Here is a 21,231-nt window from a genome sequence, read left to right as displayed (position 1 = left end):
GCCGTAAGTAAAATCAAGGGCTTAGACGGTCGCCGCCTACTACCAAGATCGCGATTACAAAGGCGGGAGCGCGTGCTCCTATTCGTGCAACGAACGAAGCATCAAGGGAGAAACGACGCACGACCGGGCCTGGTCCAGGGGCTAGTGGCAGGCATGACCAAGCCACGCACCACCAGGACAAGCGCTTCGCATGATGGCCGTCGCGGACGCCATCGCGGATGGAGGAGCGACCGTTTCCGCAAGCTTCCTGCAAGGTCGCGCCACGCACTGGCGGCGGCGCGGAATGTCGTGACCGGATCGTGCGACTGCGACGGCCGCACGATGTCTTTTACATGACGCGCGGTCGCCAAAATCCCAGTTGCAAAGTTTCGCTCGCGCTGTCTCTAATTAGAACCAATCAAAATCACTCTGGGAGGACTTCACGTGTCTACAGTCAAACTGACGGTCAACGGCAAGGCCGTTGCTGTCGACGTCGAGGACCGCACGCTGCTGGTCCAGCTCCTGCGCGATCACCTCAATCTCACGGGAACCCATGTCGGCTGCGACACCAGCCAGTGCGGCGCCTGCGTCGTTCACATGGACGGTAGGGCGGTGAAATCCTGCACCATGCTGGCGGGACAGGCCGACGGCGCCAGCATCACCACCATCGAGGGCATCGCCAAGGGCGACGAGCTGCACCCGATGCAGGCCGCCTTCCGCGACAATCACGGCCTGCAATGCGGCTATTGCACGCCGGGCATGATCATGTCTGCGATCGACATCGTGCAGCGCCATAGTAGCCAGCTCGACGAGGCCACCGTGCGTCACGAGCTCGAGGGCAATATCTGCCGCTGCACCGGCTACCACAACATCGTCAAAGCCGTGCTGGATGCAGCCGGCCGCATGAAGGTTGCGCAGGCGGCCGAGTAGAACGGCGCCGCGACAAGAAAACAACTGCCGCTTTCAAGGGAAAGCGCGGGTCAACAAATTTCCGGTCGGGAGGACCAGACATGGGTGTTGAAGGCATCGGCGCGCGCGTCGTGCGCAAGGAAGACAAGCGTTTCATTACCGGCAAGGGCCGTTACGTCGACGACATCAAGCTGACGGGCATGACCCATGCCTATTTCATCCGCAGCCCGCACGCGCACGCCAAGGTGAAGGGGATCGACTCTTCCGCCGCACTGAAGATGCCGGGCGTGGTCGCGGTGCTCACCGGCAAGCAGCTCGTCGACGACAAGGTCGGCAACCTGATCTGCGGCTGGGCCATCACCTCCAAGGACGGCAGCCCGATGAAAATGGGCGCATGGCCGGCCATGGCGCCGGAGACGGTGCGCTTCGTCGGCCAGGCCGTCGCCGTCGTGATCGCCGAAAGCAAGAATCTGGCGCGCGATGCCGCGGAAGCGGTCGTTGTCGATTACGAAGAACTTCCCGCGGTCGCCGACATGCACGCCGCGATCAAGGCAGGCGCGCCGCAGCTTCATCCCGAGGCCCCCGGCAACCAGGTTTATGACTGGGTGATCGGTGACGAAGGCGCCACCGATGCAGCCTTCGCCAAGGCCGCCAACGTGGTGAAGCTCGACGTCACCAACAACCGCCTCGCCCCGAACGCGATGGAGCCGCGCGCGGCAATCGCCGATTACGACGCGGCGGAGGAGCACTTCACGCTCTACACGACGTCGCAGAACCCGCACGTCGCCCGCCTCGTGCTGTCGGCATTCTACAACATCGCGCCCGAGCACAAGCTGCGCGTGATCGCGCCCGACGTCGGCGGCGGCTTCGGCTCCAAGATCTTCATCTATCCCGAGGAGATGGTGGCGCTGTGGGCCTCGAAGAAGGTCGAACGTCCCGTGAAATGGACCGGCGACCGCACCGAGGCCTTCCTCACCGACGCGCATGGCCGCGACCATGTCACCCATGCCGAGATGGCGTTCGACGCCAACAACAAGATCACCGGCCTCAAGGTGAAGACCTACGCCAATTTCGGCGCCTATATGTCGCTGTTCTCGTCCTCGGTGCCGACCTATCTCTACGCGACGCTGCTGTCGGGCCAGTACGACATCCCGGCGATCCATGCCGAGGTGATCGGGGTCTACACCAACACTACGCCGGTCGATGCCTATCGCGGCGCGGGCCGCCCTGAAGCGAGCTATCTGATCGAGCGGCTGATGGAAACGGCGGCGCGGCAGTTGAATGTCGATGCGGCCCAATTGCGCCGGACCAACTTCATCACCCAGTTCCCGCACCAGACGCCGGTCATCATGGCCTACGACACCGGCGACTTCAACGCCTCGCTCGATGCCGCGATGAAGGCGATCGACTATGCCGGCTTCCCCGCCCGCAAGGCCAAGGCGAAAGCCGACGGCAAGCTGCGCGGCATCGGCGTGTCCTGCTATATCGAGGCCTGCGGCATCGCGCCGTCGAAGGCGGTCGGCAGCCTAGGCGCCGGCGTCGGTCTGTGGGAATCGGCCGAGGTCCGCGTCAACCCCGTCGGCACCATCGAGATCCTCACGGGCTCGCACAGCCACGGCCAGGGCCACGAGACCACGTTCTGCCAGCTGGTGGCGGACCGTCTCGGCGTTCCCATCAGCCAGGTCTCGATCGTCCATGGCGACACCGACAAGGTGCAGTTCGGCATGGGCACCTACGGCTCGCGCTCGGCGGCCGTTGGCCTCACCGCGATCCTGAAGGCCATGGAGAAGATGGAATCCAAGGCCAAGAAGATCGCAGCGCATGCGCTGGAAGCCTCGGAGGCCGACATCGTCATCGAGAACGGTGAGTTCAAGGTGACCGGCACCGACAAGGCGATCGCCTTCCCGATGGTCGCGCTCGCAGCCTATACCGCGCACAATCTGCCTGACGGGATGGAGCCGGGCCTGAAGGAGAGCGCCTTCTACGATCCGACCAACTTCACCTTCCCGGCCGGCGCTTATATCTGCGAACTCGAGGTCGATCCCGGCACCGGCAAGACCTCCTTCGTCAACTTCGTCGCGGCCGACGATTTCGGCCGGCTGATCAACCCGATGATCGTCGAGGGCCAGGTCCATGGCGGCCTCGCGCAAGGCATTGGTCAGGCGTTGCTCGAGCACGCCATCTACGATGCCAACGGCCAGCCGGTCACGGCCTCGTTCATGGACTATGCCATGCCGCGCGCCGACGACCTGCCCTCATTCAACCTCTCCCACACCACGACGCTGTGCCCGGGCAATCCCCTGGGCATCAAGGGTTGCGGTGAGGCCGGCGCGATCGGGGCGTCAGCTGCCGTGATCAACGCGATCACGGATGCGATCGGCAAGAACAATCTGGAAATGCCCGCAACCCCTGACCGGGTGTGGCGCACGATCCACGCGGCTTAACCGCCTCATCGTCGTCATTCCGGGGCGACGCGAAGCGTCGAATCCGGAATCTGGAGCCACGAATTCAACCTCGAGATTCCGGGTCTGCGCTATCAGGCGCATCCCGGAATGACAGAGAAACGATTTCAGGAGCAACCAAGATGTACCAGACCACCTATCATCGCGCCTCCTCGGTCGACGAAGCCGCCAGCCTGTTCGGCAAGAGCAGCGAGCCGAAGTTCCTTGCCGGCGGCCAGACATTGCTGCCGGTGATGAAGCAGCGTCTCGCAGGCCCCTCCGACGTGATCGATGTCGCCAAGATCAAGGACATGATCGGCATCGAAGCGTCCGGCGATACGCTGACCGTCAAGGCCGCCACGCCGCATTACGATGTCGCGACCAGCGACACCGCCAAGAAGGCGATCCCTGCGCTCGCCTATTTGGCCTCGCTGATCGGCGATCCCGCCGTGCGCTATCGCGGCACGATCGGCGGCTCGATCGCCAACAACGACCCCGCCGCGGACTATCCGGCCGCACTGCTCGCGCTCGACGCGACCGTGAAGACCAACAAGCGGTCGATCGCGGCGGCCGATTTCTTCAAGGGCCTGTTCACCACGGCGCTTGACGACGGCGAGATCATCACCGCCGTGTCGTTCCCTGTTCCGGCGAAAGCGGGCTATTCCAAGATGCCGCATCCGGCCTCGCGTTTCGCGCTGACCGGCGTGTTCGTGGCGCAGACCAAGTCGGGCGAGGTTCGGGTGGCCGCCACCGGCGCCTCGCAGAATGGCGTGATGCGGGTGCCTGCGATCGAAGCCGCGCTGAAGGCGAACTGGTCGCCGGCAGCGATCGACAGCGTCAGCATTCCGGCGAGCGGATTGCTCGCCGACATCCATGGCACGGCGGAGTACCGCGCCAATCTCGTCAAGGTGATGGCGCAGCGTGCGGTGGCCGCAGCGGGCTGACCATCGCAATCTAGACGACAAGGCAAGTTCTCTCACTCCCTCTCCCCGTTCTTACGGGGAGAGGGTGGGGTGAGGGGCTGCCTCCGCTTATTCGATGCATCTTGCATGCGATCAGGTGCCGGAGAGATCTTTGATCGCGGTCGGCTCATTGCCATGCCCCTCACCCGGAATCCGCGCGGCGCGCAAATTCCGACCTCTCCCCGCGCAAGAGCGGGGAGAGGTTAAGACAGCGTCTCAGCACAAATTTTCCGCGGCGCGCACTTCGGTACGTGCCGCTTTATTTTGGCCATGCGGCATGAAAACCGCTTGCCTCGCTGGCGTGAAGGCGAGAAAAGTTAATCGGTCAATTAACTCGCCCACAGAGGAACGTCCGAGGCGATTGCCGGATCACCGGCATCCGCCTGCGACCCGAGGAAACAACAACGTGCTCGATCAATCAGCCCAAGAACAATCAGAAGGCTCGTCCGTCCGCACCTCCGGCCCGCTCTCGGGCTTCCGCATCGTCGAATTCGCTGGCATCGGCCCCGGCCCGTTCGCCTGCATGATGCTGGCCGACATGGGCGCCGATGTCGTCACGCTCGACCGCGTCGGCGCCAAGAAGAGCATGAAGTCGGTGGCGGGCCGCGGCCGCAAGGTGATCGAGCTCGACCTCAAGGACAAGGCCGCGATCGCAGCGGTGCTCGACCTGCTCGCGAGCGCCGACGCGCTGGTCGAGGGCTTTCGTCCCGGCGTGATGGAGCGGCTCGGGCTCGGCCCCGAAATCGTGCTCGCGCGCAATCCGAAACTGGTCTATGGCCGCATGACCGGCTGGGGCCAGGAAGGCCCGCTCGCCAACGCCGCCGGCCATGACATCAACTACATCTCCATCACCGGCGCGCTCGCCGCGATCGGACCTAAGGAAGCGCCGGTGCCGCCGCTCAACCTGGTCGGCGATTTCGGCGGCGGCGCGCTCTATCTCGTCGTCGGTGTGCTCGCAGCGCTGTTGGAAGCGCAGAAGTCCGGCAAGGGCCAGGTCGTCGATGCCGCGATGTGCGACGGCGCGGCTTCGCTGATGTCGTTCTTCTTCGACATGGCCACGATCGGCCGCTGGACCGAGGGACGCAACCAGAACTTCCTCGACGGCGGCGCGCACTTCTACGGCGTCTATGAATGCGCTTGCGGGCACTTCATTTCGATCGGCTCGATCGAGCCGCAATTCTACGCGCTGCTGCGCGAGCATGCGGGCCTGACGGACGCCGATTTCGACGCCCAGATGGACCGCAACGCCTGGCCGGCGCTGAAGGAGAAGCTGAAGGCCGTGTTCAAGAGCAAGACGCGCGAGGACTGGTGCAAGATCATGGAAGGCACCGACATCTGCTTCGCGCCGGTGCTGACCATGTCGGAAGCGACCGAGCATCCGCACATGGTCGCGCGCAACGTCTTCGTCGAGCGCCACGGCGTGAAGCAGCCGGCCCCGGCGCCGAGATTCTCACGCACGCCGTCGGCGGTGCGCGAGCCGGAGGCCGCAGAGATCGCCGCGGTGACGAAGGCGTGGAAGGCGGCGAAGTAGCCCCAGCGCACAAATCCGTAGGTGGGCAAAGGCGCATAGCGCCGTGCCCACCACCTTTCGCGATCCCGATAGAAATGGTGGGCACGCTTCGCTTTGCCCACCCTACGATACCTGTTTTGACGCTGCAGCGCGCCTGAGAACGGCAGCTTACGCCGCGTTCTCCACCTTCAGCACCCCGCGCCGGATCTGGTCCTCCTCGATCGATTCGAACAGGGCCTTGAAATTGCCCTCGCCAAAACCATCGTCGCCCTTGCGCTGGATGAACTCGAAGAAGATCGGGCCGATCGCGTTGGCCGAGAAGATCTGCAGCAGCACCTTGGTCTGGCCGCCCTCGACCACGTCTTCGCCGTCGATCAGGATGCCGTTCTTCCGGAGCCGTGCGACGTCTTCGCCGTGCTTGGGCAGGCGCGTATCGATCCGCTCGAAATAGGTATCGGGCGGCGACGGCATGAACGGCAGGCCGGCCTCGCGCAGGCCTTCGATGGTGCGGTAGATGTCGCGGCAGCCGCAGGCGATGTGCTGGATGCCTTCGCCGCGATAGGTCTTCAGATATTCCTCGATCTGGCCGGAATCGCCGGCGTCCTCGTTGATCGGAATCCGGATCTTGCCATCCGGGCTGGTCAGCGCGCGCGAGAACAGGCCGGAGGCGCGGCCCTCGATGTCGAAGAAGCGGATCTGGCGGAAGTTGAACAGCTTTTCGTAGAAGCCGGCCCAGACATCCATGCGGCCGCGATGGACGTTATGGGTGAGATGGTCGAGATAGAACAGGCCGGCGCCGACCGGCTTGGGATCGCGCGCGCCGAGCCATTCGAACTCGGCATCATAGGCCGAGCCGTTGTCACCGTAGCGATCGACCAGATAGAGCAAGCTGCCGCCGATGCCCTTGATCGCGGGCACGTCGAGCGTCTTCTGCGCGGATGATGCATCGGCAGGCTCGGCGCCGAGCGCGATTGCGCGGTCATAGGCCGCCTTGGCGTCGACGACGCGGAACGCCATCGACGGCGCGCAGGGGCCGTGGGCGGCGACGAATTCATAGCCGTGGGTGCCGGGCTCCTCGTTGACGAGATAGTTGATATCGCCTTGGCGATAGACCGTGATTTTCTTAGTTCTGTGGCGCGCGACGGGTGCATAGCCCATCAGCTTGAACAGCGCGTGCAGCTCTTGCGGATTGGGATGGGCGTATTCGACGAACTCGAAGCCGTCGGTGCCCATCGGATTGTCGGTGCTAACAGTGGCCGGCGGTGCGTCGTGCGGAAACGGACCCATGGCGTTCTCCCAAATGGCTGCTGCGAGGAATTATCCTTCATGAAGCGTGCAAGGGGCGTGCAAACGGGATGGCGTTCGGCTATCTTATGCACGATCCGTGCATCAAATGGGCAAAACACGCATGATCTCCGTGGACGCCTTCGACCTCAAGATCCTGACTGCGCTCCAGGACGATGGCCGTCTCACCAACCAGGAGCTGGCCGAGCTCGCTGGCCTCTCCGCCTCGCAATGCTCGCGGCGGCGGATGCGGCTGGAGGAGGATAAGGTGATATCCGGCTACCACGCCGATCTCTCCAGCGAGGCACTCGGCTTCGGCGTGATCGCCTTCATCCAGGTGGGGCTGGCGACGCACTCGCCGGACAATTCGAAACGCTTTCGCGCGCTGGTGAACCGGATCGACGAGATCCAGGAGGCCTATTCGCTCACGGGCGATGCCGACTATGTGCTCAAAGCCGTGCTGCGCGACCTCAAGGGACTCTCCAACCTCGTCAACGACGTCTTGATGCCGCACCAGAGCGTGGCGCATGTGCGCTCCTCGATCGTGCTGGATCGGCTGAAGGAAAGCTCAAAGCTGCCGTTGAAGGATTTGAAGGCTGGCTGAAATCGAGGGAACTACGGCATTCGCGCTTTCCGCGCCGTCTGCGATGATCAGGCCAACTCGGGAGACCCTGCCATGGCCCTCCAGCTTCGACCGAACTGCGAATATTGCGACCGCGACCTGCCGCCGAACGCCACGGATGCGCGGATCTGCTCCTATGAATGCACGTTCTGTGCGGACTGCGTCGAGACAAAACTCTTCAACGTCTGCCCGAACTGCGGCGGCGGCTTTGCCCCGCGCCCGATCCGACCGACGCAGGAATGGCGTCCGGGCGTGTGCACGGCGAAACAGGTGCCGTCCGACAAGCGGGTGCATCTGAAGTACAGTGTAGAGGACGTCGCGGCACATTGCGTGCGGGTGCGCGACGTGCCGCCGGAGAGGCGGTAGGTCCCTCCACACCGTCATTGCGAGCGCAGCGAAGCAATCCAGAAATGCATCCGCGGAAGCAGCCTGGATTGCTTCGTCGCAAGTGCTCCTCGCAATGACGGAAGTTGTGGCAGCGACCGAGGCTACTCCGCCGGCAAAATCGTCCCCTCGACCTCGCCGAACCCGATGCGATAGCCGTTGCCCTGGCACCAGCCGCGCATGACGAGGCTGTCGCCGTCTTCCAGGAAGCAGCGCTTGGCGCCGCCGGGCAATTCCACGGGCTCGCTGCCGTTCCAGCTGATCTCGAGCAAGCTGCCACGCTGGTTCTTCTCGGGGCCGGAGATGGTGCCGGACCCTAAGAGATCGCCGACATTCATGGCGCAGCCTGAGGAGGCGTGGTGCATCAATTGCTGCACCGAAGACCAGTACATGTACTTGAAATTGGTGCGGCTGATGCTGGCGGGCGCATTGGCGCCGGCGGCGCGCAAGGAGACGTCGAGTGCGACATCGTAGTTCTGCGGCTTCGTCTGCCTGAGATAGTCGAGCGGCACCGGCTGCTGCTCCGGCCCGTTCAGGCGGAACGGCTCCAGCGCCTCGCGCGTCACCACCCAGGGACTGATCGAGGTCGCGAATGCTTTTGCGAGAAACGGGCCGAGCGGCACATATTCCCATTGCTGGATGTCGCGCGCGCTCCAGTCGTTGAGCAGCACGAAGCCGAAGATCATCTCCTCGGCCTGTTGCTCGCTCAGCATGCCGCCCATCGGCGAGGGCTGGCCGATCACGACGCCCATCTCCAGCTCGAAATCGAGCCGCTTGCACGGCGCAAAGCTCGGCAGCTCCACATTCGGCGGCTTCAGCTGCCCGCGCGGACGCTTCACCTTGGTGCCGGAGACGACCACGGTGGACGCGCGGCCGTTATAGGCGATCGGCATATGCAGCCAGTTCGGCTGCAGCGCGTTGTCCTTGCCGCGGAACATCACGCCGACATTGGTGGCGTGTTCTTTCGAGGAATAGAAGTCGGTGTAGCCGGAGACGGTGAAGGGCAGATGCAGTCTGGCATCGCGCATCGGCACCAGCGCACGGCTGCGCAGCTCCTCGTTGTCGCGCAGCTCAGGATGATCCGCGCGCAGGAGCTCGCTGATGCGCGCCCGCGTCTTCGTCCAGACCTTCGGCCCCAGCGCCATGAAGGGATTGAGCGAGGGGCCGGAGAACACGCCGAGCGGGCCGACATCGAGCCGGGAATCCCGCTCGAGCTCCCAGAGATCGAGCACGTAGTTTCCTATCGCCACACCGACCCGCGGCGTCGGATTGGCCGCGTTCGAGAACACGCCATAGGGCAGGTTCTGGATCGGAAAGTCCGAGGCGGGATCGACCTCGATGAAGGCGCGGAGGCTGGGGTCGTTGGGGTGGGGCATTGGTTTCCCGTGGCGCAGCGGTGACGGTGTCACCCTCCCCTGGAGGGGGAGGGTCGGTTCGCATGAAGCGAAGCGGAATGCGAAACGGGGTGGGGTGATCTCTCAGCACGGGAACTGTTGGACGTGGAGAGACCGTCACCCCACCCCGCTCGCGCTACGCGCGATCGACCCTCCCCCTCCAGGGGAGGGTAAGAACATCACGGCTTGTTCGGATCGAACCTTTTTTCCAGGCCCTTCCAGCAATCGGCGTAATCGTCCTGCAGCGTCGACGACTTCGCCGCGTGTGCGGTGACGCGCTGCGGGTAGCGGGTCTCGAACATGAAGGCCATGGTGCCGGTCAGCTTCACCGGCTTCAATTCGCCATTGCTGGCGTGCTCAAAGGCGTCGCGGTCCGGGCCGTGCGGCAGCATGCAATTGTGCAGGCTGATGCCGCCGGGGACGAAGCCCTGCGGCTTGGCGTCGTAGACGCCGTAGATCAGGCCCATGAACTCGCTCATGATGTTCATGTGGTACCACGGCGGGCGGAAGGTGTTGTCGGCAACCATCCAGCGCTCGGGGAAGATCACGAAATCGATATTCGCGGTGCCCGCGGTCTCCGACGGCGAGGTCAGCACCGTGAAGATCGAGGGATCGGGATGATCGAAGCCGATCGCACCCACGGGCGAGAAGGTGCGCAGATCGTACTTATACGGCGCGTAATTACCGTGCCAGGCGACGACATCGATCGGCGAATGGGAGAGCTGCGTCTTGAACAACGACCCGCCCCATTTCACGAACAGCTCGGTCGGGGTGTCCTTATCCTCGTAATACGCAACCGGCGTCAGGAAATCGCGCGCATTGGCGAGACAGTTGGCGCCGATCGGCCCGCGCTCCGGCAGCGTGAAGGCGCCGCCGTAGTTTTCGCAGAGATATCCGCGTGCCGGGCCGTTCGGAATCTCGACGCGGAATTTGACGCCGCGCGGGATCACCACGATCTCGCCGGGCTCGGCATCGATGCGGCCGAACTCGGTGACGAGGCGCAGATTGCCCTGCTGAAGCACGAACATCAGCTCGCCGTCGGCATTGTAGAAATGCTGATCCACCATCGATTTGGTGATGAGGTAGACATGCGCGGCCATGCCCGCTTGCGTGTTGACGTCACCGGCCGTCGTCATGGTCTGCACGCCCTCGACGAAGGTGATCTCCTCCCTCGGAAGCGGCGTCGGATCCCAGCGCAATTGCGCGATCGGCAGGTCGTATTCATGGCACGGCGCCGACCGCCACAGGCCGGCATCGACTTTCTCGAACCGACCGGAATGCTTCACCGAGGGCCGGATGCGGTAGAGCCAGGAACGCTCATTGGTGCCGCGCGGCGCGGTGAAGGGCGAGCCGGAGAGCTGCTCGGCATAGAGCCCGTAGGCGCAACGCTGCGGCGAGTTGCGCCCGATCGGCAGCGCGCCCGGCAATGCTTCGGTCTCAAAACTGTTGCCGAAGCCGGACATGTAGCCCGGCGTCACCTGGGCCGAGCTGCGGATGATCTGGTCAGGCGAGGTATTGATGTTCATGACTATCCTCCTCCTTGCAAGGCGGCCCACATCTCCTGATCGCGCTTGTCGGTCCAGATCACGGGGTCATCGATTCCGGACGCTTCGTCATAAGCGCGCGACACGTTGAACGGCAGGCAGTGCTCGTAGATGGCGAAACTCGAAAATTTCGGATCCATCACCTCGCGCGTCGCCGCCATCGATTCCTTCAGCGTACGCCCTTTGGCGACCGAGATTTCGGCGACACCGTAGAGCGAGGTGACGAAGTCGCGGGTCATCGCAATGGCCTCGCGCACCGTCGCAGTCCCCTTCAGCGCATCGCCGCGGCCCGGCGCGATCGCCTTGGGATTGAAGTTGCGGATCTCGTTCAGCGTCATCGGCCATTCGCGCAAATGCGCATCGCCGCAATAGCAGGCCGAGTGATATTCGATGAGATCGCCGGAGAACATCACCTCGGCATCAGGCACCCAGGCAACGATGTCGCCGGATGTGTGACCGGCGCCCAGCTGCATCAGGCGCACCTCGCGCTTGCCGAGGTAAATTGTCATCTCGCCTTCGAAGGTCAGCGTCGGCCAGGTCAGGCCGGGAATGCTCTGCGCATCCTGGAACAGACGCGGAAAGCGGCCGTATTCGGAATCCCAGTCCTGCTTGCCGCGCTCCTCGATCAGCCGATACGTCTCCTGCGAGGCGACGATGCCCTGCGCCTTGTAGGCGGAAGCCCCGAGCACGCGCACGGCGTGATAGTGCGACAGCACGACATATTTGATCGGCTTGTCGGTGACGGTGCGGACGCGCTCGATCACCTTGTTCGCCATCGCCGGCGTTGCCTGCGCGTCGAACACGAGGCAGCCGTCGTCGCCGACGATGACGGCCGTGTTCGGGTCGCCCTCGGCAGTGAAGGCATAGAGATCGGTGCCGATCTCGGAGAAGGTGATTGTCTTCTCGGAGAGATCGCCGGTGGATGCGAAGTTCTTCGCCATCAATTCGTCCTTTGAGTCACGGGGCTATTGTTGTTGCTGTTGTTGCTGCTGGCCGTCGATCATGCGGCGCTTGGCAAGCCCAATCGCCTCGCGCAGCACGTCGATGTCGCCGATATGGTTGGCGAGGATCAGGACCAGCGCCGCGTCGAAATCCGCGCTCTGCTCCTCCGTGAGACCGCGATGCGCCTCGACGATGGCGCGGAAGGCGTCGTCAGGGCGTGCGAAGTTCGAGCTGGTCGAGAGAGCCATGGCGCAAGAACCTCAATTAAGACCCTGGGCGCGCGACAGCGCGGCCGCAATCACGGCAGCGGTCGGATAGCGGAACCGTGCTGCGACGTAACCATCGGGCCGCAGCAGATAGGCCGTCGCAGGCTGGGCATCGTAGCGCTTTGCCGCGAGACCAGCCGGATCGGCCAGCCCGGTCTCGCCACCGATGCGAATGTCCTTCACGCCATCAGGGATCTCGATCGGCGTACCATTGCCGAACGACAGCAGGGTGAATTGCGTTCCCCCCTTGCGGAAGGCATCAGTCAGATAGGCCTGCTCACCCGCGCGCGCTGCAACGGGCGCATCGAGCATGGAGCAGCCGGGGCGAGGCCCGCCGGCCCACATATCGGCATCGGGTGACGACAGCGGCGTATCATAGCTGCACGGCACAGACAGCCGGCCGCCATTGACCATGCGCTTGCCGAACTCGGTCTCCTTAGCCAGCGACAGCACCGCCTTGCGCAGGCGCGCTTCCTGATGCGAGTTTGGCGCCATGAAGTCGGTCGAGCGCGTCGACTCGCGGATGTTCTCGTCCGCCGCCATGCTGCGTTCGACGTGGTAGCTCTCCAGCAGGCTCGCGGGCGAGGTGCCCCGCAACACGCGATCGAGCTTCCAGGACAGATTTTCGGCGTCCTCGAGTCCCGAGTTCGCGCCGCGTGCGCCGAAGGGCGAGACCTGATGCGCGGAATCGCCGGCAAAGATCACGCGGCCATGGATGAAGCGATCCATCCGCCGGCACTGGAATTTGTACAGCGAGATCCACTCGAACTCGAACTTGTCGTGGCCGAGCATGCGCGCGATCCGCGGCCGCACGTTTTCCGGCTTCTTCTCGACGACAGGATCAGCGTAACGGTTGAGCTGGAGGTCGATGCGCCAGACATTGTCAGGCTGCCGGTGCAAGAGCGCCGAACGCCCGGCATGGAACGGCGGATCGAACCAGAACCAGCGCTCGGTCGGAAACTCCGCGGTCATCTTGACGTCCGCGATCAGGAACTGGTCCTCGAACACCTGGCCAGCGAATTCGGCACCGACCAGCTGCCGCAGCGAGGACCGCGCGCCGTCGCAGGCGATGACATATTGGGCGAGCACGCGGTATGCGCCCTCGGGCGTCTCGATCGTCAGCACGGCGGAATCGTTGCGCTGCTCGAGTGCCGTCACCTTGTTGCGCCAGCGCAGGTCGATCTCAGGCAGGTCATTGATGCGATCGACCAGATAGGCCTCGGCGTAATATTGCTGGAGATTGATGAAGGCCGGCCGCTTGTGGCCGTCTTCCGGCAGCAGGTTGAACTGGTAGAGCTGGGATTCGCCGTGGAAGATCCGGCCGACGCTCCACACCACGCCCTTGTCGACCATGCGGTCGCCGACGCCGAGCCGGTCCCAATATTCGAGCGAACGCTTCGAGAAGCAGATCGCGCGCGAGCCTTCGCCGATGCGGTCGGCATCGTCCAGCAGGACCACCCGCTGGCCGCGCTGGGCAAGATCGATCGCCAGCGACAGCCCGACCGGGCCAGCGCCGACAATCACGACCGGATGCTCCGCGGGGCTTGACCCGGGGCGGTCCTGATCGGGGTGACGGCGATAGCCGAACTGGGTCTTGGCGTGAGGGGTATTGGCCGGCGCCATACACGAACCTCGGCTCTGGTCAGAAGAGGACTGATCTGCTAGATAGTCTCACGTGCAACTATTTTGGACCGGAGCCGGCCGGCCGTCAACTGGAATTCGGAGCGCTCTCCTTGGCGAGGACATCCAGCGACATCGCGTTGAAGACACGGCAAGCCGACGAGCGCTCAGCGGGGCTCAAGCCGCGGCTCGACCTGTTCAAGTTCGTGCCGTTCCGTCTCAATCGGCTGGCGGCGGAAGTCAGCGCCGCGCTTTCGGTCGAATATCAGGAGCGCCATGGCCTCGACATTCCGGCCTGGCGTGTCATTGCCACACTCGGCTTTCGCAACGATGCCTGCAGCGCGCAATTCATCTCGCAATGCACCCGCACGCACAAATCCACCATCAGCCGCGCGGTGACCACGCTGCTCAACGAGGACCTGATCGAGCGGGTCGAGAACGAAGCCGATCGTCGCGAATTCCGCCTGCAACTGACGAAAAAGGGCCGCGCGCTCTATGAAGAGCTGTTCCCGCAATTGCTGCGGCGGGAGGACGAGATCCTCGCCTGCCTCTCTGCGCAGGAGCGCAAGCAATTATCGACGTTGCTCGGCAAGATCGAAGCGAGCCTCGACCTGATCCAGACCAGCGAAGAGGCGGATGCGAAGCAGGCGTATTAGGGTGCGTGCTCATAAAGGCGCAGACGTCAGCTTTTGGGAGTCCGGTTGAGAAAGCTTGGTAGGACCGTGACGGCAGTGGCGTATATAACGATGCTACTTGTGGCGTTTGCCGCAACGCGCGCTTACGCCGCTGACATAGGTTATCTGGCTTCCTCCGGAGTCGCTGCAAACGAGTTTCCCTCACCGCCGCGTCCAGTCGCACGGATCGTCAGCCCGCGCCGCTCCGCCGAAGAGCGCCGCGACGCGCTCAACGAGGCCGGTCAAATCGCACGCCATCTTGAACTGAAACCAGGTATGACAGTCGGCGACATTGGAGCAGGCAGCGGCTACCACACGGTCAGGCTCTCGCACCTCGTCGGACCCGCCGGCTCTGTCGTTGCCCAGGACGTCACGCGGGATTACCTCGTCGAACTCGCCAGGCGAACAAAGCTTCTGAAGTTGACAAACGTGCAATTCGCGCTCGGCGAACCACACGATCCGCGCCTGCCCGCTTCCTCGCTGGACGCCGCAATCCTTGTGCATATGTATCACGAGATAGCCCAACCGTATGCCTTCCTCTACAATCTCGCGCCCGCCTTGAAGCAAGGTGCGCGGGTCGGAATTGTCGATCTTGAGCTTCCGACGTCGAAGCATGGCACGCCAATTGAGCTCTTGCGCTGCGAGTTGACCGCCGTCGACTATCGCGAGATCGCCACATATAAGCTCGCAGGGGGCGGAGGATACCTGGCGGTATTCTCTCCTCCGGAGCTAGCGGCTCGAAAATCTCCCCACGAAATCGTTGCTTGCGGGGATCCTGCCGGCGCTCATTGACATCGCGCCCGCCGCCCGTCTCGGCGCGTAGGATGGGTTGAGCCCTTGCGAAACCCATCATGCTTCGTCATCGCGGATGGATGGATGGGTTTCGCAAGGGCTCAACCCATCCTACGAGCTACGAGCTCTCTACCCACGATAACCGGGATTATCGCGCTTCGGCTAGGGGCCACGAGGCGACATGTCGGCTTGCCCGGACCGCAAGATACTTCTTAACATTAGCGCCTAGCACGTCCCCGTAGGCTTCGCTTGAATTGCATGGATGCGATCCATACAAACGATAAGTACCTCACTCAGTTGCGCATCGATGCTCTGCGCCTGCGCAGCCATGTTTCCGACATCGTGGTGATGATTTTCCAAGGTTCAACAGAAGGGCCAACCCGGAAATTGCCAGAGAGATTCCGCTTCGCATTGCGCGCAGTCACCGCGACGACAGACGCCGAAAGCGTTCTCGACGCCTTGGACAGGCTCGTCGGGCCTTACATCAATCTGCTCTCGATGTGGCCCGCAGAGCTGATCGAGGAGGAGCCCTCGCACGTTTTCGGCGGCATCATGTATTCGAAGACGGTCCCAGCGGCCTACAAAGAAGATCGTCGGGTGATGATGGAGAAACATGGTCCCAGCCTGCTCGCCCACACGGCTGCCAGCGATCCCGCACCGTTCACGTTCACCGATGTGATGCGGCGGATGCAACCAACCGGCAGCGACCGTCTGGTCTTCGACATGCTGCAAGAACACGGATTCCGCGACGGGTTCTATTGCCCTCAGGGATCGTGGATGGTGTCATTTACGTCGCGCCACGTGCTGACGGAGACGGTGCTCACCCGAGAACTCCGAATGACAATAGACGCCGCCGCGAATCTTGCCGTCTATCGGATGAAGGAAGTGATGGCGAACGCGACAATCCTGGAGGCAGCCGATCTTTCCCCGCGCGAGTTGACGGCCTTACGTCATTTCGCGGCGGGCGAGAGACCTCCCGCCATTGCCGAGCGGATGCGCCTCAGCGAAAATTCGGTGCGAACCTATCTCAAGCGCGCACAGAAGAAACTCAACGCCAAATCACAGGTTCACGCAGCGGTCCTCGCGGTACGCCAGCGCCCTGATCTGATCAACAACAACTGTTGGGTCTGGCCTATCGCTGCTCGACGTGTTGGTCTTCTAGTGCTCGCGACCAAGCTGGCGTCTTTCGGCCGCTATGTCGTCCACGAGCATTTCAAGCTGGCTGGCAAGAGCGGTGTAGCTCCGGCTGATGTTTCTCAGGAGGGTCGCTCGTTTTGCGGCTATTCCAGTCTGCGTCGCTCGATCCTTGTACTGGGCCGCGATTTCACGGCATCGAGCAGCACTCAATCCAATGTTAGGCAATATGGGCGACCCGACCAACTTACGAGAGACCCCGAGCCGATAACTGCTCGTGCAGTTCCGATCAAGAGGTGCGCCCATGCCGAAGCGTCTTGTCACCGCTGTGGTGACAATGGACGTTGTCCATCGACTTTTCAGTTGCTGCCCATCAATTCCAGATAGAGCGTGATTCCGACATGTTCGCGACGATGGGCACTAAATGGATGCAGAACTCCGCTTCAAGATCGCCGTGATCGGTCTCGGCGTTCTATCCGTCATAATGGCGGCGGTGGCGATTTTCGCTCCAAGGGGCTGAATACGGAACAGTACCCTCCGCGCTGATCTCGTTGGTCAGAATGCGAAGACCTCAGAGTGAACAAATCTGGGCCGCTACGTGCCGATAGCAGAGCTCCACCAGAGGGGCCGCCACTTGGCTGATGGGCCAATTGCCGCCGCTCCAAACGTGCATTCGCGCAAGGTGCCAGGCACCTCGACGCCCCAGATTCCGGCTCAGCAGCAACGGGACGTTGGCGAGCTCAGTTTTGTGAACGCGTAAAGGGGACAAAGCGCACGAGGGCGACGGCGCGCGTCGTCGTCTTGCCGGGGGCGATTTTTTCGATGATCGTGAGCTGCTGAGTGGTGTAACCGGGTCCCACCGGCATAACGAGCCGGCCACCTACTTTAAGCTGTTCGATCAGGGGCGGCGGTGGCTGCCCGAGCGCGGCAGTCACGACGATGGCGTCAAAAGGACCGCATTCGGGCCAGCCATCGTATCCGTCGCCAAGCTTGACGCTCACGTTGTCATACGCAAGGTCTCTTAATGTTTTCGCGGCGGTCTCGGCCAATTACGGAATGATCTCGATGGTGCAGACCTTTCGCGCCAGGTGGGCAAGGACGGCGGCCTGATAGCCCGAACCCGTCCCCACTTCCAGCACAACGTGATCGGGCGCGACCTCGACCAACTGGGTCATCAAAGCCACGATGTACGGCTGCGATATGGTCTGCCCGAGGCCGATCGGCATCGGTCTGTCCGCGTATGCGATGGAGCAAGGTTGCTCGGGGATGAACAGATGGCGTTTCGTTTGCTCCATGGCCTCAAGGACACGCTCCGACAGGCGTTGCTGTCCCAAGGCACTGGCGGCGGATCGGGCGTATGCCCGGATGGTTTCGACCATGGCGGCGCGCTCGCGGACGCATTGCGCGTCCTTTGGTGCGTCCTGAGCGGTCGCTTCCCGGGCCACGACAACCACGGCAAACACGAGCGGCAGCAAGGCTTTCATCGTGCGCTCTCTGAGAAGTAATCGGCTCACGTCGACCGCTCGAGCGCAATGAGCCGATTCGACGCATCACCTCAGCGAAACACGGCGTCCGGCGAACGACCCCAGTGCGTCATGGGCCCGCCAGCGGACACGATCCATCACTGCATCTCGCAGGACACGCATTGCCGCCTCACTGCTCTCAACCGGGAATTCCTCACCTAATGTCCGGCCTTCGGAAGCCGACATCTAAGGTTTATAAGCACCCGCCCTAAAGCGGAATGGCGATAGGTTGAATTGATCGCCGCGGCCCGTTCACCTCTCCCGCTTGCGGGAGAGCGAGCGCACCCCTCTCATTGCAGCACAGGACGCCGCGATCACGAAGACTCGCGGTTACCTTGTCGCGCCAAACTCTTCCCTGGGGTCATGGGTCCCGGATCTACGCGCGCTTTGGGCGCGCTTGTCCGGGACGACGGGCATGGAGCAGGCCTCAGCCGTCACTTCGCAAACGACCGCGTCGGCGGCAGATGCAGTGCCCAGGCGTCGACCTTATCGCTGGCGCGCGGATAGATCTCCGTCACGATCGGATCATGGCCGGGGATGAACCTGTCAGGGTGGCCGGCGAGGCGCTCGATCGTCTCCCAGCCCTGCGCCATGTCGCCGACATTGTAGACGATCGGGAACGGGCTCCTGCGCTGCAGATTGGCATAGTAATGCGCGGCATCGGACGCCAGCACCACGGAGCCGCGCGCGGTCTCGACCTTCACTACCTGCAGGCCGTCGGAATGGCCGCCGACGCGGTGCACGGTGACTCCGGGCGCGACCTCGCCGTCGCCCGAGTAGAAGGTGACACGCTCGCCATAGACGTGGCGCACCATCTGCGTGACGTGCTCGACCGAGAACGGATGTCGCAACAGGCCGTTGCACATGCAGCGCCCCGTCGCGTAATCCATCTCGCGTTCCTGGAGATGGAAGCGCGCATTCGGGAAGCGGTCGAGATTGCCGGCGTGGTCGTAATGCAGATGCGTCACGATGACGTCGCGAATGGCTGTTGCCGCGACGCCGAATCGCTCCAGCGCATCGACCGGATTGAGCGTCAGCTTGCGCGCCCGCGCGCTCGCCTCCTCGGCGTTGAAGCCGGTATCGACCAGGATGTCGCGGCCGTGCCCTCGGATCAGCCAGACGAAATAATCGAGATCCTGCGCCGCGCTGTCATGCGGGTCGGGCAGGAGGAAGTTCATGTGGGGGGTGCGCGGCGACATCGTCGCGTAGCGCAAGGCGTAGATTTCGTAGACGTTTCCCATGGTCTTCTTTTCTGAGTTGGATCTTGTGGGACGATCGAGCACACCAAGCCATCGCCGGCAGGAAAGGTCAAACGTGGGGCGTTGCGGCGGCGGCAGGGCTGCAATGTGAGACCAATCACATCTTCATCGCCATGGTTGCCCTAACGTGCCGCCGATAGGATCGAGGTACCGAGGACTGTCATGACAACCCATCTAATCCGCTCGCGGCACGCCCCCTGCGCTGCAGTCCATCGTCACGATAATGCCGAATCTCCAAGCGGTTGACGCCCCCCGTCTCCGGTTTGATAATGAGGTAAGCGTAAGTTAAGGTCGCCGCGGCGCAAGCTGGAACGGCGCCTTTTTGGCTGGACCGCGCTGATTATGAAAATTCGCTTCTTTTTTCTTCTCTCCTTGCTCATCTCGCTCGCCCCGACGGCTCCATCGCTCGCGGCCGGTGACCGCTTTGCGCTGGTCATCGGCAACGCCAAATATCCGGACGCGGATGCTCCGTTGAAGGAACCGATCAACGATGCGCGCGACGTCGCCGATGAGCTCAAGCGGGACGGCTTTTCGGTCGAGATCGGCGAGAACCTGACCGGCGACGGCATGCGCCGCGCCTTTGACAAGCTCTACAGCAAGATCAAGCCAGGATCGGTGGCGCTGGTGTTCTTCAGCGGTTTCGGCATTCAGTCGGCGCGCCAGAGCTATTTGCTGCCGGTCGATGCACAGATCTGGACCGAATCCGACGTGCGCCGCGACGGTTTCAGCCTCGAGACCGTGCTCGGCGAGCTCAACACCCGCGGCGCCGGCGTCAAGATCGGGCTGATCGACGCCTCCAGGCGCAACCCGTTCGAGCGCCGGTTCCGCAGTTTCTCCGCCGGCCTGACCCCCGTCATCGCGCCGAACGGCACGCTGGTGATGTACTCGGCGGCGCTGGCCTCGGTGGTCTCGGACGCCGGCGGCGACCACAGCCTGTTCGTCCAGGAGCTGCTGAAGGAAATCCGCGTCCCCGAGCTGATGGCCGAGGAGACGCTGAACCGCACCAAGATGGGCGTCACCCGCGCCTCGCGCGGCGAGCAGGTGCCGTGGATTTCCTCGTCACTCGCCGAAGATTTCTCGTTCATTCCGGGCGCCGGCGGATCGCGTCCGGCAACGCCGCCGCCTGCACCTCCCGCTGCGCCGGCCGTCGTCGCCAACAACCCGCCGCCCGCTCCACCCGCGCCGCCGACACCGCCTCCGCCGCCGAAGCCGGCCGACACTGCTGCGGCACCTGCTCCTGCGGCTCCAGCTGCGCCGGCGCCTGCACCGGCCCCCACACCAAAGCCGCAGATCGAGGCCGCTCTGCCCCCACCGCCACCGCCGGTGAAACCGATTGATCCCGCTCCCGCGCCGAGCACAGACAGCGGACCCAGTGCCGCCGTCCTGGCTGACGATCCCACGATCAAGGGCCTGACCGCCAAGATTGCCGCCAATCCGGACGACGTGAACGCGCTGTACCGGCGCGGCCAGGTCTATGCCAGCAAGGGCGCCTACAACCTCGCCATCAAGGATTTTGACGACACCCTCCGGATCAACTCGAAGGACGTCGAGGCGCTGAACAACCGCTGCTGGACCCGCACGGTAGTCGGCGACCTCCAGGGCGCGCTGAAGGATTGCAACGAGGCGCTGCGGCTGCGGCCGAACTTCGTCGATGCACTGGACAGCCGCGGGCTCGTCAACCTCAAGTCGGGCGCGGTGAAGAATGCCATCGCCGATTTTGATGCGGCCCTGAAGATCAACCCGCGCCTGACCTCTTCGCTCTATGGACGCGGCCTTGCCAAGCAACGCAACGGCTCGGCCCAGGAAGGGGCGCTGGACATCGCCAATGCCAAGGCGATGGATCCGAACATCGTCCAGGAATTCGCAAGCTACGGAGTGCGTTGATATTTTTTGAGTTGAGGCCGTCCAAGCCTCGAACCTTGAACAGCCCTGGGAACACTAATGGGCGGATGCCGCAACAGTCCTTTTCCGGGGCTTGTTGCCGGAATTTTG

General features: G+C 63.3%; 17 protein-coding genes and 1 pseudogene. 10 read left to right on the top strand and 8 right to left on the bottom strand.

Going from position 1 to position 21,231, the window contains the following annotated elements:
• Positions 1-423: 423 nt before the first annotated feature.
• The 4 genes from ACVIIV_RS09180 to ACVIIV_RS09165 all read left to right on the top strand — a co-directional run bounded on the left by ACVIIV_RS09180 (position 424) and on the right by ACVIIV_RS09165 (position 5,822).
• A complete protein-coding gene (locus tag ACVIIV_RS09180) occupies positions 424-909 on the top strand; it encodes a (2Fe-2S)-binding protein (protein ID WP_456743898.1) in 486 nt (161 codons plus the stop codon).
• A gap of 80 nt (positions 910-989) precedes the next feature.
• Positions 990-3,332 carry a xanthine dehydrogenase family protein molybdopterin-binding subunit gene (locus tag ACVIIV_RS09175; protein WP_456743897.1) on the top strand — a complete coding sequence of 781 codons (2,343 nt, stop codon included), beginning with the start codon at positions 990-992 and terminating at the stop codon, positions 3,330-3,332.
• A 140-nt stretch (positions 3,333-3,472) separates the two neighbouring features.
• Positions 3,473-4,273 carry an FAD binding domain-containing protein gene (locus ACVIIV_RS09170; protein ID WP_456743896.1) on the top strand — a complete coding sequence of 267 codons (801 nt, stop codon included), beginning with the start codon at positions 3,473-3,475 and terminating at the stop codon, positions 4,271-4,273.
• A 424-nt stretch (positions 4,274-4,697) separates the two neighbouring features.
• Positions 4,698-5,822, top strand: coding sequence for a CaiB/BaiF CoA transferase family protein (locus ACVIIV_RS09165; RefSeq protein ID WP_456743895.1), 1,125 nt, complete (start codon positions 4,698-4,700; stop codon positions 5,820-5,822).
• Between the two features lie 147 nt (positions 5,823-5,969).
• On the opposite strand, the gene hppD is transcribed toward ACVIIV_RS09165, so the two are convergent.
• Positions 5,970-7,088: a 4-hydroxyphenylpyruvate dioxygenase gene (gene hppD, locus ACVIIV_RS09160; protein ID WP_456743894.1), complete on the bottom strand. Its 1,119-nt coding sequence runs from the start codon at positions 7,086-7,088 to the stop codon at positions 5,970-5,972.
• A 121-nt stretch (positions 7,089-7,209) separates the two neighbouring features.
• Here hppD and ACVIIV_RS09155 point away from each other — a divergent pair, with 121 nt between their 5' ends.
• Both ACVIIV_RS09155 and ACVIIV_RS09150 read left to right on the top strand, forming a co-directional pair.
• The gene (locus tag ACVIIV_RS09155) at positions 7,210-7,689 is read left to right on the top strand and encodes an Lrp/AsnC family transcriptional regulator (RefSeq protein WP_456743893.1); all 480 of its coding nucleotides are present in this window, start codon (positions 7,210-7,212) and stop codon (positions 7,687-7,689) included.
• Between the two features lie 72 nt (positions 7,690-7,761).
• Positions 7,762-8,073: a DUF1272 domain-containing protein gene (locus tag ACVIIV_RS09150; RefSeq protein ID WP_456743892.1), complete on the top strand. Its 312-nt coding sequence runs from the start codon at positions 7,762-7,764 to the stop codon at positions 8,071-8,073.
• Between the two features lie 122 nt (positions 8,074-8,195).
• Here ACVIIV_RS09150 and fahA read toward each other — a convergent pair whose 3' ends face one another.
• From fahA to ACVIIV_RS09125, 5 genes are all read right to left on the bottom strand, one after another.
• Entirely contained in the window at positions 8,196-9,467 is a 1,272-nt protein-coding gene (gene fahA / locus ACVIIV_RS09145) for a fumarylacetoacetase (protein ID WP_456743891.1), read from the bottom strand.
• A gap of 197 nt (positions 9,468-9,664) precedes the next feature.
• Positions 9,665-11,011 (bottom strand): homogentisate 1,2-dioxygenase, encoded by a 1,347-nt coding sequence (gene hmgA, locus ACVIIV_RS09140; RefSeq protein ID WP_456743890.1) that lies wholly within the window; start codon positions 11,009-11,011, stop codon positions 9,665-9,667.
• A gap of 2 nt (positions 11,012-11,013) precedes the next feature.
• Positions 11,014-11,970, bottom strand: a complete 957-nt coding sequence (locus ACVIIV_RS09135) for an MBL fold metallo-hydrolase (RefSeq protein ID WP_456743889.1) — start codon at positions 11,968-11,970, stop codon at positions 11,014-11,016.
• A 24-nt stretch (positions 11,971-11,994) separates the two neighbouring features.
• Entirely contained in the window at positions 11,995-12,219 is a 225-nt protein-coding gene (locus tag ACVIIV_RS09130) for a DUF2783 domain-containing protein (RefSeq protein ID WP_212031111.1), read from the bottom strand.
• A gap of 12 nt (positions 12,220-12,231) precedes the next feature.
• Positions 12,232-13,860, bottom strand: coding sequence for an FAD-dependent oxidoreductase (locus tag ACVIIV_RS09125; RefSeq protein WP_456743888.1), 1,629 nt, complete (start codon positions 13,858-13,860; stop codon positions 12,232-12,234).
• A gap of 110 nt (positions 13,861-13,970) precedes the next feature.
• Between ACVIIV_RS09125 and ACVIIV_RS09120 the strand changes: the two genes are divergently transcribed.
• The 3 genes from ACVIIV_RS09120 (at position 13,971) to ACVIIV_RS09110 (ending at position 16,844) form a co-directional block, all read left to right on the top strand.
• The gene (locus ACVIIV_RS09120) at positions 13,971-14,513 is read left to right on the top strand and encodes a MarR family winged helix-turn-helix transcriptional regulator (RefSeq protein ID WP_456743887.1); all 543 of its coding nucleotides are present in this window, start codon (positions 13,971-13,973) and stop codon (positions 14,511-14,513) included.
• Positions 14,514-14,603: 90 nt separating this feature from the next.
• Positions 14,604-15,323, top strand: a complete 720-nt coding sequence (locus ACVIIV_RS09115; protein ID WP_456743886.1) for a class I SAM-dependent methyltransferase — start codon at positions 14,604-14,606, stop codon at positions 15,321-15,323.
• A 258-nt stretch (positions 15,324-15,581) separates the two neighbouring features.
• Positions 15,582-16,844: a response regulator transcription factor gene (locus ACVIIV_RS09110; protein WP_456743885.1), complete on the top strand. Its 1,263-nt coding sequence runs from the start codon at positions 15,582-15,584 to the stop codon at positions 16,842-16,844.
• Between the two features lie 353 nt (positions 16,845-17,197).
• Here the strand turns inward: ACVIIV_RS09110 and ACVIIV_RS09105 are convergent.
• Both ACVIIV_RS09105 and ACVIIV_RS09100 read right to left on the bottom strand, forming a co-directional pair.
• Positions 17,198-17,836 (bottom strand): annotated as a pseudogene (locus tag ACVIIV_RS09105) (protein-L-isoaspartate(D-aspartate) O-methyltransferase).
• Between the two features lie 578 nt (positions 17,837-18,414).
• A complete protein-coding gene (locus ACVIIV_RS09100; RefSeq protein WP_456743884.1) occupies positions 18,415-19,221 on the bottom strand; it encodes an N-acyl homoserine lactonase family protein in 807 nt (268 codons plus the stop codon).
• Positions 19,222-19,581: 360 nt separating this feature from the next.
• On the opposite strand from ACVIIV_RS09100, the gene ACVIIV_RS09095 reads away from it, so the two are divergent.
• Positions 19,582-21,123 (top strand): caspase family protein, encoded by a 1,542-nt coding sequence (locus ACVIIV_RS09095; RefSeq protein ID WP_456743883.1) that lies wholly within the window; start codon positions 19,582-19,584, stop codon positions 21,121-21,123.
• Positions 21,124-21,231: the final 108 nt, after the last annotated feature.

The organism is Bradyrhizobium sp. USDA 4354 (genome assembly GCF_054060315.1).
This window is presented reverse-complemented; position numbering and strand designations above follow the sequence as displayed.

Bases quoted from the DNA above. Each gene is read 5' to 3' on its own strand.
- hppD (WP_456743894.1), bottom strand. From the start codon at position 7,088: ATGGGTCCGTTTCCGCACGACGCACCGCCGGCCACTGTTAGCACCGAC.
- ACVIIV_RS09135 (WP_456743889.1), bottom strand. From the start codon at position 11,970: ATGGCGAAGAACTTCGCATCCACCGGCGATCTCTCCGAGAAGACAATC.
- ACVIIV_RS09110 (WP_456743885.1), top strand. From the start codon at position 15,582: ATGGATGCGATCCATACAAACGATAAGTACCTCACTCAGTTGCGCATC.
- ACVIIV_RS09125 (WP_456743888.1), bottom strand. From the start codon at position 13,860: ATGGCGCCGGCCAATACCCCTCACGCCAAGACCCAGTTCGGCTATCGC.
- ACVIIV_RS09175 (WP_456743897.1), top strand. From the start codon at position 990: ATGGGTGTTGAAGGCATCGGCGCGCGCGTCGTGCGCAAGGAAGACAAG.
- fahA (WP_456743891.1), bottom strand. From the start codon at position 9,467: ATGCCCCACCCCAACGACCCCAGCCTCCGCGCCTTCATCGAGGTCGAT.
- ACVIIV_RS09115 (WP_456743886.1), top strand. From the start codon at position 14,604: ATGCTACTTGTGGCGTTTGCCGCAACGCGCGCTTACGCCGCTGACATA.
- ACVIIV_RS09095 (WP_456743883.1), top strand. From the start codon at position 19,582: ATGAAAATTCGCTTCTTTTTTCTTCTCTCCTTGCTCATCTCGCTCGCC.
- ACVIIV_RS09100 (WP_456743884.1), bottom strand. From the start codon at position 19,221: ATGGGAAACGTCTACGAAATCTACGCCTTGCGCTACGCGACGATGTCG.
- hmgA (WP_456743890.1), bottom strand. From the start codon at position 11,011: ATGAACATCAATACCTCGCCTGACCAGATCATCCGCAGCTCGGCCCAG.
- ACVIIV_RS09170 (WP_456743896.1), top strand. From the start codon at position 3,473: ATGTACCAGACCACCTATCATCGCGCCTCCTCGGTCGACGAAGCCGCC.
- ACVIIV_RS09130 (WP_212031111.1), bottom strand. From the start codon at position 12,219: ATGGCTCTCTCGACCAGCTCGAACTTCGCACGCCCTGACGACGCCTTC.
- ACVIIV_RS09150 (WP_456743892.1), top strand. From the start codon at position 7,762: ATGGCCCTCCAGCTTCGACCGAACTGCGAATATTGCGACCGCGACCTG.
- ACVIIV_RS09155 (WP_456743893.1), top strand. From the start codon at position 7,210: ATGATCTCCGTGGACGCCTTCGACCTCAAGATCCTGACTGCGCTCCAG.